The 14,382-nt window shown below is 74.3% G+C and carries 7 protein-coding genes; 4 read left to right on the top strand and 3 right to left on the bottom strand.

Annotated features, from left to right (window positions below; translation table 11 throughout):
• Positions 1–44: 44 nt before the first annotated feature.
• Positions 45–512, bottom strand: coding sequence for a MarR family winged helix-turn-helix transcriptional regulator (locus tag QHG49_RS12700; RefSeq protein WP_159704767.1), 468 nt, complete (start codon positions 510–512; stop codon positions 45–47).
• 171 nt (positions 513–683) lie between these two features.
• On the opposite strand from QHG49_RS12700, the gene QHG49_RS12695 reads away from it, so the two are divergent.
• Positions 684–1,685 (top strand): alpha/beta hydrolase, encoded by a 1,002-nt coding sequence (locus tag QHG49_RS12695; protein ID WP_301489612.1) that lies wholly within the window; start codon positions 684–686, stop codon positions 1,683–1,685.
• Between the two features lie 67 nt (positions 1,686–1,752).
• Here QHG49_RS12695 and QHG49_RS12690 read toward each other — a convergent pair whose 3' ends face one another.
• Both QHG49_RS12690 and QHG49_RS12685 read right to left on the bottom strand, forming a co-directional pair.
• Complete coding sequence (locus QHG49_RS12690; RefSeq protein WP_301489610.1) at positions 1,753–3,342, bottom strand: alpha/beta hydrolase; 1,590 nt, start codon at positions 3,340–3,342, stop codon at positions 1,753–1,755.
• A gap of 140 nt (positions 3,343–3,482) precedes the next feature.
• Positions 3,483–6,446, bottom strand: a complete 2,964-nt coding sequence (locus QHG49_RS12685; protein ID WP_301489608.1) for a lysylphosphatidylglycerol synthase domain-containing protein — start codon at positions 6,444–6,446, stop codon at positions 3,483–3,485.
• Positions 6,447–6,632: 186 nt separating this feature from the next.
• Between QHG49_RS12685 and QHG49_RS12680 the strand changes: the two genes are divergently transcribed.
• The 3 genes from QHG49_RS12680 (at position 6,633) to QHG49_RS12670 (ending at position 14,355) form a co-directional block, all read left to right on the top strand.
• Positions 6,633–7,016: an MGMT family protein gene (locus QHG49_RS12680; protein WP_167532280.1), complete on the top strand. Its 384-nt coding sequence runs from the start codon at positions 6,633–6,635 to the stop codon at positions 7,014–7,016.
• Between the two features lie 206 nt (positions 7,017–7,222).
• The gene (locus QHG49_RS12675) at positions 7,223–10,687 is read left to right on the top strand and encodes an ATP-dependent DNA helicase (protein ID WP_301489606.1); all 3,465 of its coding nucleotides are present in this window, start codon (positions 7,223–7,225) and stop codon (positions 10,685–10,687) included.
• Between the two features lie 158 nt (positions 10,688–10,845).
• Complete coding sequence (locus QHG49_RS12670) at positions 10,846–14,355, top strand: UvrD-helicase domain-containing protein (protein ID WP_301489604.1); 3,510 nt, start codon at positions 10,846–10,848, stop codon at positions 14,353–14,355.
• Positions 14,356–14,382 lie beyond the last annotated feature (27 nt).

Genomic DNA, 14,382 nt, shown 5'->3' with positions numbered 1-14,382 from the left:
GTTCGGGGCCGCGGGCTTCTGCGTCGCCCGGCCGTCCCTCTCGTCTATTCGGCCGTCACGTTCGTCGTGAGCAGCCGGAGCAGCTGTCTGGCCATGGCGTCCTGTTCGGGGGTGAGCCCCATGGCGCCGCCGATGGCCAGGGGGACCGACCGGGCCCTGTCGCGCAGGGCGGTGCCGGACCCGGTGAGGCGGACGGTGACGGAGCGCTCGTCGTGGGGGCGGCGCTCGCGGCGCACGAGACCGGCCGCCTCCAGCCGCTTGAGCAGCGGGGAGAGCGTGCTCGACTCCAGCTGGAGCGCGCCGCCCAGGTCGCTGACGGAGAGCGCGTCCCGCTCCCAGAGGGCCAGCATCACCAGGTACTGCGGATAGGTCAGGCCCAGTTCGTCCAGCAGGGGCCGGTAGCGCGCGGTGACCGCGCGCGAGGCCGCGTACAGGGCGAAGCACAGCTGGTCCTGGAGCAGGAGCGAGCCCGGTGCGGGGATGGCCGGCTCGGGCTGCGTGACCTGGTCCATGGCGGGCGTCCTCCCTCGGACGGATGAAAAGTCCCATTTTAGCAGTGGCCCATCGATCGCAATTAGATCGTGCACAACTTAGTTGCGCACGATCTAATCGGGCGGTACCTTCCTTGTCGTACCCGCCGGCCGGACGATCCGGTCGCCGGCCCGACCCGTCAGGAGCTCCTCATGTCCGAGATCACCGAGATCACCGAGACCGCCGGAATCACCGGGACCGCGGCCCGTCCGGTGCTGGAGCCGGCCGCCGCCGCCTTCGCCGAGGCCACCGCGAACCCGCCGTACCTCTTCGACCTCGGCCCGGTCGAGGGCCGCAAGGCCGTGGACGAGGTGCAGTCCGGGAAGATCGAGAAGCCGGCCGTCGACGAGGAGTGGGTGAATGTGCAGGGCGGGCCCACCGGTTCCGTCCGCGCCCGGATCGTCCGCCCAGCCGGGGCCACCGGCACCCTGCCGGTGATCGTCTACATCCACGGCGCCGGCTGGGTGTTCGGCAACGCCCACACCCACGACCGCCTGGTCCGCGAACTGGCCGTCGGCGCCCGCGCGGCCGTCGTCTTCCCCGAGTACGACCTCTCGCCCGAGGCCCGCTACCCGGTCGCCGTCGAGCAGAACTACGCCGTCGCCCAGTGGGTCGTCCGCGAGGGCGCCGCACACGGCCTGGACGCCGCCAGGATCGCGGTCGCCGGTGACTCCGTCGGCGGCAACATGTCGGCCGCGCTCACCCTGATGGCCAAGGAGCGCGGCGACGTCCCGCTGGTCCAGCAGGTGCTGTTCTACCCGGTCACCGACGCGTCCTTCGACACCCCGTCGTACCACCGGTTCGCCGAGGGCTACTTCCTGCGCCGCGACGCCATGCGGTGGTTCTGGGACCAGTACACGACCGACGAGAAGCAGCGCGCCGAGATCACCGCGTCGCCGCTGCGCGCCACCACCGAGCAGCTCACCGGACTGCCCCCGGCGCTGGTCATCACCGGTGAGGCCGATGTGCTGCGGGACGAGGGCGAGGCCTACGCCGCCCGGCTCCGGGCCGCCGGGGTACCGGTGACCGCCGTGCGCTACCAGGGCATCATCCACGACTTCGTGATGCTCGACGCGCTGCGCGGGACCCACGCCGCCGGTGCCGCCATCGCCCAGGCCATCGCCGTCCTGCGCACCGCGCTCGGCACGGTGTGATCCGGCGGGGACGCGTACGGCGTCCGGCCCGGAGGGGTTTTCCCCTCCGGGCCGGGTCGCGCGCGGCTCAGCCGCAGACCGCGCCCGCCTTCGGGATCGTCCCGTGGAGCAGGTAGGCGTTCACCTTGCTCTGCACACACGGGTCCTTGCTGTCGTACGCGCCGTGCCCCTGGCCCTTGAACGTCAGCTGGACGCCGACGCCCTTGCCGAGCGCCTCCGCCATCCGCCGCGCGCCCTCGTAGGGGGTGGCCGGGTCGCCCGTGTTGCCGACGACCAGGATCGGCGCCGAACCGGGGGCGCTGACGTCGGGGTGGTAGGCGGCGCCCGGCACGGCCCAGTCGGTGCAGCCGATCATGCCCCAGGCCAGGAAGTCCCCGAACAGCGGCGAGGCGGCGCGGAACTCGGGGAGCACGCGCTGGACGTCGGCGACCGTGTAACGGGGCTTCTCGTCGGCGCAGTTGATCGCCACGTTCGCCGGGGTGATGTTGCTGTAGTGGCCGTTCTCGTCCCGGCCGTTCATCGCGTCGGACAGCACCATCAGGACCTTGCCGTCACCGTCGTACGCCTGCTCCAGGCCCTCGGTGAGGTACTCCCAGAAGTCCTTGGAGTACAGGGACTGCGCGATGCCGTTGGTCGCCGCGGTCTGGGTGAGCAGGCGCGGGGCGATCCCCGGGATCGGCTTCTTGTCCAGGTCGGCCAGGAGCTTCGCGATGCGGTTCTCGACGTCCTGCCGGGTGTCCCCGAGCGGACAGCCCTCCGGCTTGGAGACGCAGTCCTCGGCGAAGTTGCCGAGCGCCAGCTGGAAGCCCTTCGCCTGGCCGAGCGCGCTCTGCTCGGGATTCTGCGTGGGGTCCACCACCCCGTCGAACACGGCCCGTCCGACGTGCGTGGGGAACAAGTGGGCGTACACGCCGCCGAGTTCGGTGCCGTACGAGATGCCGAAGTAGTGCAGCTTGCTGTCGCCGAGCACCCGCCGCATCAGGTCGATGTCACGGGCCGCGTCGGTGGTGCGCACATGCGGCAGAACTTCCCCGGACCTGCTCTCGCAGCCCGCGTTGAAGTTCCGGGTGCGCCGGACGAGTTGGGCGCGCTCGGCCGCGTTGTCCGGGGTCGCGTCCTGCTGGAAGAACGTGTCGAGCTGGGCGTCGGTCTTGCAGGTCACCGGTGCGCTGCGGCCCACTCCGCGCGGATCGAAGCTGACCAGGTCGTAGCGGGTGCGCAGGGTCGCGTAGTCCTGCGCGAACGCGGGCAGCGCGGTGACGCCGCTGCCGCCGGGGCCGCCGAAGTTGAAGACGAGCGAGCCGAGCCGCTCGCTCGCGGGCCCGCTGGCCTTGGCCCGGATCAGCGAGATGCCGATGGTGGACCCCTGCGGCCTGCTCCAGTCCAGGGGCGCCCGCAGGGTGGCGCACTCCCAGGTGGCGCCGTTCGGCAGCGGCGACGGCGCGCTCCCGCCGCCCTCCGCCTCGTCCGGGGCCGGGCAGGCCGTCCAGTCCAGCGTCTGCGTCGTCAGGGACGCGAGGGACGCGGTGGCGCCGGTGCTGACATCGTCGTCGCCGCAACCGGCCAGCAGGGCGGCCAGCAGCACGGCGGCCGTCGTCAGGGCGGTGGCACGCGGCCAGGGGGGAGCGGCGGCTCGCAGCCGGAAGGGAGAGGCCATGCCCCCATCCTGCGGGCCCGCACGCCGGGCCGCGCGGGGCACGGGCCGTACGAGGTACGGCCTTTCGGGGCCGCCCCCGCAGGGCTCCCGTAGGGGATCCGCGGGGACCCGCAGATCTCCCGACCGGGTCGGCCGGGGACCTACAGGGCTCCCTTACGGGTCAGGTGGTTGAACGCCAGCCACCCCGGCAGCACCGGCAGCCACAGCGTCATCAGCCGGAACAGCAGTACGGCGGGGGCCGCGACCTCCTTGGGCAGGCCGAAGGCGATCAGGCCGAGCGTGAGGCTGGCCTCGACCGCGCCCACACCGCCGGGGGTGGGCGCCGCCGAGCCGAGCGCGTTGCCCGCGAGGAAGACGACCGCGATGCTCGCGATGCTCAGCGAGGTGGTGCCGTCACCGAAGGCCCGCACGGAGGCGTCCAGGCACATGACGAAGCAGGCCGTCAGCAGCAGCATGCCGCCGATGCCGGTGACCAGCTTCTGCGGCCGCTGGAGCACATCGAGCATGCGCGGCACGACCCCGGCGAACAGCGACCTGACCCGGGTGACCACGAATTTCCGCAGGAACGGCACCGAGGTCACCACCAGCACCAGCACCGCGACGGTCAGCAGACCCGCGATCACCGTCCGGGACGGCGACAGCGTCGGCGTCTTCTCGGTGCCGGTCAGATAGCCGAAGGACAGCAGCATCAGGATGTGGCAGCCCAGCCCGAACAGCTGCGAGGCGCCGACACTCGCCACCGCGAGCCCCGGGCGCACGCCCGCGCGCTGGAGAAAGCGCGTGTTCAGCGCCACACCGCCGACCGCCGCCGGGGCCACGATCTTCACGAACGATCCGGCGACCTGCGCCGCCACCGTGCGCGGGAACGGCACCCGCTCCGGCACGAAGCCCAGCAGCGACATCGCCGCCGCCACATAGCTGACCGCCGAGAACAGCGCCGCCGCGATCACCCAGCCCCACTGGGCCTGCGAGAACAGCGTGCCGAACTGGATGTGGGTGAGCTGCGTCAGCAGGAAGTACGCGCCGATCGCACCCGCGATGAAGCTGATCAGCGTGCGCGGCCGCACCCGCTCCAGGCGGGCCGGCTGCACCGGGGCCTGCGGCCTGATCCGCAGCACCTGATGCCGGATCTGGGTGAGCAGATCCTCCTCGCGGGCCTCCTCCATGGCCTCGTCGATCGCCCGCCGCTCGGCCCGCTGCTCCGCCCGTTCGACCTTCTTTTCGGACTTGTTGGGCTTACTGGACTTGTCGAGTCTGCTGAGCCTGTCGAGCCGCTCCTCGGCGTCGGCGCCCTCGGCGAGGGCCGTCCCGTCCGCCTCCGCAGCCTCCCGCAGCCGGGCCAGCTTGGCCTGGTGGGACGCCTCCAGGACCGCCTCCCGCTCCCGCTGGGCACGCTCGCGGCCCAGCCGGCGCAGCGTGTTGCGGGTGGAACGGGTGAGCGCGATCGGCTGGAGCATCGGCAGGCAGTCGGCCACCGCGTCGGGCCCGAGCACCTCGACCGCCGAGGCCACCGCGCGCTCCGCGCCGACCCGCAGGCCCAGCGTGGTCAGCAGCTGGGCCACGTCCATGCGCAGCAGCAGCTCACCGGCCGCGATCTCGCCGCCGCGCAGCTCCGCCAGGATCACCTTGCCGGCCGGGTCCACCAGGATCGCGTCCCCGGCCAGCCTGCGGTGCGCGATGCGCCGCGACTGGAGGGCGCGCACCTGCGACCAGGCGCTGCGCAGCAGATCGTCGGTGATCTCCTCGTCGGCCAGCGCGTCCAGCGTGCGCCCGCCGGTGTGCTCGTAGACCAGCATCACGGCGTCCGGGCCCAGCTCGGAGGTGGCGATCAGCTTCGGCGCGTTGGCGCCCGCCGCGATCGCCGCGTAGGCCAGCAGCGCCTCCTGCTCCAGCGCCTGGCGCAGCGACTGGAGGCTGGAGCGGGTGGCGAAGCCGCGCAGGGTGAGGTTGCGCCACGCCCGGTAGAAGAAGCCCTGGGCCTGCTGTTCCCGGTCCACGACCGTGACGTCCAGCGGCGGGCCGTCCTCCAGGGTGACGAAATAGCGCCGGCCCCGGTCGCCGTTCTCGCTCTCCACGACCTCCTCGCGGGCCGCGCCGACCGGGCGGAAGCCGACGTGCCGCAGGCCCGCCAGCAGGGTCTGGCCGGTGGGGCGGACATTGGGCGAGCCGACCGCGTACAGCGTGCCGTAGGCCACCGACCAGCCGATCAGCACGGTCAGGACGATGGAGAAGGCGGTCGTGTAGCCGGTGACCAGCATGGAGAACGCGTCGAGCAGCAGCACGATCCACAGCACCGAGCGCCAGCGGGGTCTGCGGGACATGCCGACGGCCGTCATATAGGCGATGACGGGCGCCAGATAGCCGTGCACCGGGTCGGTCAGGGCGTGCACGTCGACCGGCGAGGGCTGGGTCAGCGCGTCCTGGATCGAGCCGGGGGCGGCCCGCGCGACCCACAGGTCGGTGGCGAGTGTCACCCCGTGGGCGAGGACGGCGGCCAGGACGCCGTCGGCGATGCGCAGCCCGTCCCGTTTGATCAGCCGTTCGATCGCGAAGGCGACCGGGACCAGCAGGATCGCGATGCTGGAGGCCAGCCCCGCGAATCTGATCAGCAGATCGGGGGCCTGCCCGGTGCCCTTGTTGATGTCCTGTTCGAGGCCGGAGGTGGTGCCGTGCGCGAACGCGGCGACGGCCAGCAGCACCACGATGGCGAGCAGCCCGACCAGGAGCCGCATCAGATCGGATGGCCGGTGCACCCGGGCGGGGAGCAGCGGTTCGTCGCCCTCCACGGGCTCCTGGTGGTCCGGGTCCGGGTGGCCGGCGTGCGGTTCCGTGTGCGGATCGCCGTGCGGATCGCGGTCGTCCGCGTCTCCCGCGTCTCCCGCGTCGCCTGGGGAGCCGCTCCGGTCGGTCGGCGGGTTCTGCGGGATGTGCGCCCCCTCGGTGCGTTCCCCCTCGGCGTGTTCCGCCGTGGTGCGTTCCGTGTCCGCGGGGTGCGGATCCCGGTGGGCGTCCTGGCCGCCCTCGCCGGTACGGCCGGTGTCCGGGCGCGCGCCGGCGTCAGGGGTGCCCGACCCGCCCTCGGGGTGCACTCCCTGCTGTTTCATGATCTCTTCTTGGTCTCGTATCACCGGTCACCGCCCGCACGATGGTGGCATGTCCCACCGACACACGCGGGCGCCAGGGTGTCGATGTGCGGTCGCACAGTCTGCCGGAAGCGCCGCCCGGGGGCGAGAGGAACGTTCGCTCCACCGGGCTCCGCGATGTCGGCCGGGTGCGGCAGGATGGGGCGAATGAGCGAGCAGAGCCCCGGCGCGGAGCCCCGCGACACGCACCCGGACGACCTGCCCGAGTACGCCGAGCGGGTCCTGGAGGTCGCCGAGCTGATCCCGCCCGGACGGGTCATGACGTACGGCGATGTCGCCGAGTGGCTGGAGGACGGCGGCCCGCGCCAGGTCGGCCGGGTGATGTCCCTGTACGGCGGCGCCGTGCCGTGGTGGCGCGTCGTACGCTCCGACGGGGCGCTGCTGCCGGGCCACGAGCTGCGCGCGCTGGCGCACTACCGGGCCGAGGGCACACCGTTGCGCGAGGCGGGCAAAAGTGCCGCGGGTCACCTGCCGCGGCTCGACATGCGGCGGGCCCGGTGGGACGGCGGTACGGACGCGGGTCACACCTGACAGCTTCCGCCATCGGGGGCGGTCGGCGGCAACCTGTACCTCGTACGGGTGATTCCCGGGACGTCCGTGGCATGCCGTACGTTCGAGAGTCGGCGGTATCGCGCCGGCGGCCCGTGCGCACCTCACCCGGAGCTCACCGCCCCGCGCGCGCGACCACCCGCTCGCCCGCACGACCAGCAGTACGACCACCAGGACCGGCCAACCACGTGAGCTCCTCATTCTCCACCGGACACCCGTCGCGCCCCGAGGCGCGGCGGGGGAGCCGTGGCGCTTACCGCCTGGTCCGTACCCCGCCGTCCCGGACGGCTCCTCCTGTTCTGGACGCCGCCCAGCGCGCCGTGGTTGACCACCGCGCCGGCCCCCTGCTGGTGCTCGCGGGACCCGGCACCGGCAAGACGACCACCCTGGTCGAGTCGGTGGCCGCGCGGATCGCCCGGGGCGCCGACCCCGAGCGCATCCTGGTGCTCACGTTCAGCCGCCGGGCCGCCGTCGACCTGCGCGACCGGATGGCCCTGCGCATCGGCGCGGCCCGCGCGCCCCGGGCGACCACGTTCCACTCGTACAGCTACGCCCTGGTCCGCGCCCATCAGGACAGCGGGCTGTTCGTCGAGCCGCTGCGGCTGCTGTCCGGCCCCGAGCAGGACGTCACGGTCCGGGAGCTGCTGGCCGGGCAGCCGGAGCTGGAGCGGCTGGGGCTGACGCATGTGCGCTGGCCGGACGAGCTGCGCGCCTGCCTGACCACGCGCGGCTTCGCCGACGAGGTCCGCGCCGTCCTCGCCCGCAGCCGCGAGCTGGGGCTCGCGCCGGGCGCCCTGGACGCGTTCGCCCGCCGCATCGGCCGCCCCGACTGGCGCGCGGCCGCCGCGTTCCTCGCCGAGTACCTGGACGTGCTCGACCTCCAGGGCGTGATCGACTACGCCGAGCTGGTGCACCGCGCGGTCCTCCTCGCCCGCCGCCCCGAGGCCGCCACGGCCCTCGCCGCGCGGTACGACGCCGTGTACGTGGACGAGTACCAGGACACCGACCCGGCCCAGGTACGGCTCCTGCACGCGCTGGCGGGCGGCGGCCGCACCCTGGTCGCGCTCGGCGACCCCGACCAGTCGATCTACACCTTCCGGGGCGCCGACGTGAACGGCATCCTCGGCTTCCCGGAGGCCTTCCCGCGCACCGGCGGCGGACCGGCGCCCGTCCAGGTGCTGCGCACCAACCGCCGTTCCGGCGCGAACCTGCTGGCCGCGACCCGGCTGATCACCCGGCGGATGCCGCTGACCCGGCTGCCCGCCGACAAGGTGCGCGCCCACCGGGAGCCGGCCGCGGCCCGGGACGGCGGCCGGGTCGAGGTCTACACGTACCCGACCCCGGGCACCGAGCTGGACAACATCGCGGACATCCTGCGCCGCGCCCACCTGGAGGACGGCCTCCCCTGGCGCGAGATGGCCGTCCTGGTGCGCGCCGGCGCCCGCTCCCTGCCGACCCTGCGCCGTGCCCTGACCGCGGCGGGCGTCCCCCTGGACATCGACGGCGACGACCTCCCCCTGCGCCACGAGCCCGCAGTGGCCCCCCTGCTGACGGCCCTGCGCGCGGTGGCGAGGGCGGAGGCGACGGGGAGGGGGGAGCAGGGCGAAGCCGGCCGCGAGGAGAGGGATGCGGAGGAGAGGGACGCGCACGAGCCCACGTCCGGCTCTCCGGACCTGGCGGAGCCGCCCGCACCCGGCTCCCCGCCCCTCGGCCATGTCTCGGACTCCCCGGCCCCTGGTCAGGCCACGGCCTCCCCGAGCCCCCTCGCCGAACGTCCCTTCTGGCTCGACACCGAGACCGCGCTCACCCTGCTCGGCTCGCCGCTCGCCGGCATGGACGCGGCCGATCTGCGGCGGCTGGGGCGGGCGTTGCGGGAGGAGGAGCGGGCCGGCGGGAACATGGTGCCGCCGCCCTCCGACGAGCTGCTCACCCGGGCGCTCGCCGAGCCGGAGCGGCTGGCGGTGCACGACCCGTCGTACGCCCGCGGCGCCCAGCGGCTCGGCGCGCTCCTGCGCACGGCCCGCGAGCGCCTCGCGAACGGCGGTACCGCCGAGGAGGCGCTGTGGGACCTGTGGAACGGCACGCCCTGGCCCGGCCGCCTGGAGCGTGCCGCCCGGCGCGGCGGCGCGGCCGGCCGTAACGCCGACCGGGACCTGGACGCCGTCTGCGCCCTGTTCGCCACCGCCGCGCGCGCCGAGGAGCGCACCGGCGGACGCGGCGCCCTGAACTTCCTGGCGGAGATCGAGGCCGAGGACATCGCCGCCGACACACTGACCCGCCGCGCGGTACGGCCCGACGCCGTCCGTCTGATGACCGCGCACCGCGCCAAGGGCCTGGAGTGGCGCCTGGTCGTCGTCGCCGGTGTCCAGGAGGGCCTGTGGCCCGACCTCAGACGCCGTGGCTCGCTCCTGGAGGCCGACCGCATCGGCCGCGACGGACTCGCCGAACCGCTCACCCCGGGCGCGCTGCTCGCCGAGGAACGCCGGCTCTTCTACGCCGCCGCCACCCGCGCGCGCGACCGCCTGGTCGTCACCGCCGTGAAGGCACCCGCCGAGGACGGCGACCAGCCCTCCCGGTTCCTGACCGAGCTGGGCGTCGAGCCGAAGGACGTCACCGGCCGCCCCCGCCGCCCGCTGGCCGTCGCCGCGCTGGTGGCCGAGCTGCGCGCCACCACCGTCGACCCGGACGCCTCTCCCGCCCTGCGCGAGGCCGCGGCCCGCCGCCTGGCCCGGCTCGCCGCGCTCACCGACGAGGACGACCGCCCCCTCGTCCCGGCCGCCCACCCCTCCCGCTGGTGGGGCATGTTCGACCAGACCGAGAGCAAGGTGCCGCTGCGCCACCGCGACCAGCCCGTCGTGCTGTCCGGCAGCGCCCTGGACCAGCTCGCCAACACCTGCGCCCTCCAGTGGTTCCTGGGCCGCGAGGTGAAGGCCGACGCGCCCGCCACCACCGCCCAGGGCTTCGGCAATGTCGTCCATGTCCTCGCCGACGAGGTCGCCTCCGGGCGCACCCCGGCCGACCTGGACGTCCTCATGGAGCGCCTGGACTCGGTGTGGAACGCGCTCGCCTTCGACGCGCCCTGGAAGTCGCGCCAGGAGAAGGACAACGCCCGCGCCGCACTCGAACGCTTTCTCAACTGGCATGTGATGAACCGCGCCACCCGCACTTCCGTCGCCAGTGAGCAGGACTTCGACGTCACCCTGGAGGCGGGCGACTACCAGGTCCGTGTCCGCGGCCAGATGGACCGGGTCGAGACGGACGCCGAGGGCCGCGCCTACGTGGTCGACTTCAAGACCGGCAAACAGGCGCCCACCGTGCGCGAGGTGGAGCGCCACCCCCAGCTCGCCGTCTACCAGCTCGCCGTCCGCGAGGGCGCCGTCGACACCGCCTTCGACGGGGAGCACCCCGAGCCCGGCGGCGCCGAACTGGTGCACCTGAGGCAGGGCGCCGCCAAGCGCGACGGCGGCGAGACCCTGCCCAAGGTGCAGACCCAGGAGCCGCTCACCGGGGAGTGGGTCGGCGAGCTGCTCGCCACCGCCGCCGGAAAGGTCCTGGACGAGCGGTTCGGCCCGAGCGCCGGCCAGCACTGCGCCCACTGCGCCTTCCGCGCCTCGTGCAGCGCACGGCCGGAGGGACGGCACGTGGTGGAGTGACGTCAGGCATGGAGTGGTCTCAGGCATGGAATGGCGTCGGGCGTGGAGTGACGTACCGCACCCCGCGCACCCCACCCCACGCCCCTGACCTGCTCATACCCCCGCCCTGATGGCCGCCGCGCACCGGATTGTCAGTGCTCCCCGCTACCTTTTTGGACATGCCCGCCCATCTCACCGATCCCGAGCAGCTCAAGGAGCTCCTCGGCATCCCCTTCACCACGGAGCAGACGGCCTGCATCACCGCGCCGCCCGCCCCGCAGGTGATCGTGGCCGGTGCCGGTTCGGGCAAGACGACCGTGATGGCGGCCCGCGTGGTCTGGCTGGTCGGCACCGGACAGGTCGCCCCCGAGCAGGTCCTCGGGCTGACCTTCACCAACAAGGCCGCGGGCGAACTGGCCGAACGCGTCCGCAAGGCCCTCGTCAGGGCCGGCGTCACCGACCCCGACGCGATCGACCCGGACAACCCCCCGGGCGAGCCGGTCATCTCCACCTACCACTCCTTCGCCGGCCGCCTCCTCACCGACCACGGCCTGCGCATCGGCCTGGAGCCCGCCTCCCGCCTCCTCGCCGACGCCACCCGCTACCAGCTCGCCGCCCGTGTGCTGCGCGAGGCCCCCGGCCCCTACCCGGCGCTCACCCGGTCCTTCGCCGACCTGGTCGGCGACCTGCTCGCCCTGGACGCCGAACTCTCCGAACACCTGGTGGAACCCGGCGAACTGCGCGCCTGGGACGCCGAGTTGCTGACCACCCTCCAGGACGCCAGACTCAGCAACGCCGAACTGCGCAAGGTCCCCGAGACCGCCGCCGCCCGCCGCGAACTCGCCGGACTGGTCCAGCGCTACCGGGCCGCCAAACGCGAACGCGACCTGCTCGACTTCGGCGACCAGATCGCCCTGTCCGCCCGCCTCGCGACGCTGCCCGAGGTGGGCCGCCTGCTGCGCGAGGAGTTCCGGGTGGTCCTCCTGGACGAGTACCAGGACACCTCCGTCGCCCAACGCGTCCTGCTCTCGGGCCTGTTCGGCGCCGGCACCGGCCACCCGGTGACCGCCGTGGGCGACCCCTGCCAGGCCATCTACGGCTGGCGCGGCGCCTCCGTCGCCAACCTGGACGACTTCCCCGACCACTTCCGCCACGCCGACAAAACCCCCGCCACCCGCCAGGCCCTCAGCGAGAACCGCCGCAGCGGCGGCCGCCTCCTCGACCTCGCCAACGGACTCGCCGCCCCCCTGCGCGCCCTGCACGCGGGCGTCGAGGCCCTGCGCCCGGCCCCCGGCGCCGAGCGCGACGGCCTGGTCCGCTGCGCCCTGCTGCCCACCCACGCCGAGGAACTGGACTGGCTCGCCGACTCCGTCGCCCACCTCGTGCGCACCGGCACCCCGCCCGGCGAGATCGCCGTCCTGTGCCGTACGGCCGCCGACTTCGCCGCCCTCCAGGGCGCGCTGGTCGCCCGGGAGGTCCCGGTCGAGGTGGTCGGCCTGTCCGGGCTGCTGCACCTGCCCGAGGTCGCAGACCTGGTCGCCGTCTGCGAGGTCCTCCAGGACCCCGGCGCCAACGCCGGCCTGGTACGGCTGCTGACCGGCCCCCGCTGGCGCATCGGCCCCCGTGACCTCGCCCTGCTCGGCCGCCGCGCCCGGCTGCTGGTCGCCCACGCGGGCGCCGGTGACACCGACGACCCGGACCGCCGCCTCGCCGCCGCCGTGGAGGGCACCGACCCGGCCGAGGTGATATCGCTCGCCGACGCCCTGGACACCTTCCTGGACGCCCGCGGCGGGGACGAGGACGGGCTGCCGTTCTCCCCGGACGCCCGCGTGCGCTTCGCCCGCCTCGCCACCGAACTGCGCGATCTGCGCCGCGCGTTGTCCGACCCGCTGATGGACGTCCTGCACCGCGTCCTCGCCGTCACCGGCCTGGAGGTGGAGCTGTCGGCGTCCCCGGGCGCCCTGGCCGCCCGCCGCCGCGAGACCCTCGCCAACTTCCTCGACGTCGCCGCCGCCTTCGCCGCGGGCGACGGCGAGGCCACCCTGCTCGCCTTCCTGGGCTTCCTGCGCACCGCCGCCCAGTACGAGAAGGGCCTCGACAACGCCCTGCCCGGCGGCGAGAACACCGTCAAGGTGCTCACCGCGCACCGGTCCAAGGGCCTGGAATGGGACGTCGTGGCCGTGCCCGGCCTGGTCACCGGCACCTTCCCCAGCGCCCAGGGCCGCGACAAGTGGACCGCGCAGGCCAAGGTGCTGCCGCACGCGCTGCGCGGCGACGCCGCCACCCTGCCCGACGTGGACGGCTGGGACGCGCGCGGCATGAAGGCGTTCCACGAGGCCATGAAGGAGCACCAGCACACCGAGGAACTCCGCCTCGGCTACGTCACCTTCACCCGCCCCCGCTCCCTCCTGCTCGGCTCCGGCCACTGGTGGGGCCCCAGCCAGAAGAAGAAGCGCGGCCCCTCCGACTTCCTCCGGGAGCTGTACGAACACTGCGCCGCCGGGTACGGCGAGATCGAGGTCTGGGCCGAGGAGCCCGCCGACGACGAGGAGAACCCGGCCCTGCGGGAGTCCGAGGCCGACCTGGCCTGGCCGCTGCCCCTGGACGCCGGCGCCCTCGCCCGCCGCCGCGCCGCCGCCGAGACGGTCCTCGCCCACCTCGACACCCTGCCCGGCACCGGCCCGGCCCCCGCCGACCCCGCCGCCTACGAGGACCCGGACTGGCCGGCACCCCCGGAGGAACCGCCGTACGACGAGCCGTACGACGAGCCGTACGACGAGCCGCCGTACGACGAGGCCGACGACGAGCCGCCGTACGAAGACCCGTACGACGCCGGGCCGGACCCCGAGCCGCACGGCGACGAGCCCTGCGGCGGCGCCCCGCACGCCGGCGGCGCCCCCGCCATCCCCCACCAGGCCCCCGCCCCCGCCGAGCCGGGCCCTCACCCCTCCCTCACCCCCGAGGAGTCCCGCCTGACCGCCTCCTGGGACCGCGATCTGGACGCCCTCGCCGGGGAACTGCTGCTCGCCCGCCGCGCCGTCACGGACGTACCCCTGCCCCCGACGCTCACCGCCACCCAGCTGCTGCGGCTGGCCGAGGACCCGGACGGGCTCGCGCAGGAACTCGCGCGCCCCATGCCGCGCCCCCCGCAGCGGGCCGCACGCCGGGGCACCCGCTTCCACGCCTGGGTGGAGTCGCGCTACGAGGAGCTGGCGCTGCCCCTGCTGGAGCCCGACGAGCTGCCCGGCGCCGACGCCGAGATCGCCGACGAACAGGACCTGGAAGCGCTCAAGGAAGCCTTCGAGCGCACCGAGTACGCCCGGCGCACGCCGTACCGCGTGGAGGAGCCGGTCCAGCTCGTCCTCGCCGGGCGGGTCGTACGCGGCCGGATCGACGCCGTCTACCGGAAGGGCGAGGGCGCGTCGGCGACGTACGAGATCGTGGACTGGAAGACCGGCCGGGAGCACACCGCCGACCCGCTCCAGCTCGCCGTGTACCGGCTGGCCTGGGCCGAACAGCAGGGCGTCCCGCTCGACGCGGTCACCGCCACGTTCCTGTACGTGCGCACCGGGGAGGCCGTACGCCCCCGGGACCTGCCCGGCCGTGCCGCGCTGGAACGGCTGCTCACCGGCGGGCCCGGGGCAGCGGACGGGGCGGGCGACGTGATCCAGCGCGCCCCCCGAGTGTGACGAACCGCCCGCCGGGGATGCGGTCAC

This window comes from Streptomyces sp. WP-1 (assembly GCF_030450125.1).
GTDB classification, from domain to species: domain Bacteria; phylum Actinomycetota; class Actinomycetes; order Streptomycetales; family Streptomycetaceae; genus Streptomyces; species Streptomyces incarnatus.
The sequence above is the reverse complement of the archived record's forward strand: the minus strand, read 5'-3'. Positions and strand labels throughout refer to the sequence as shown.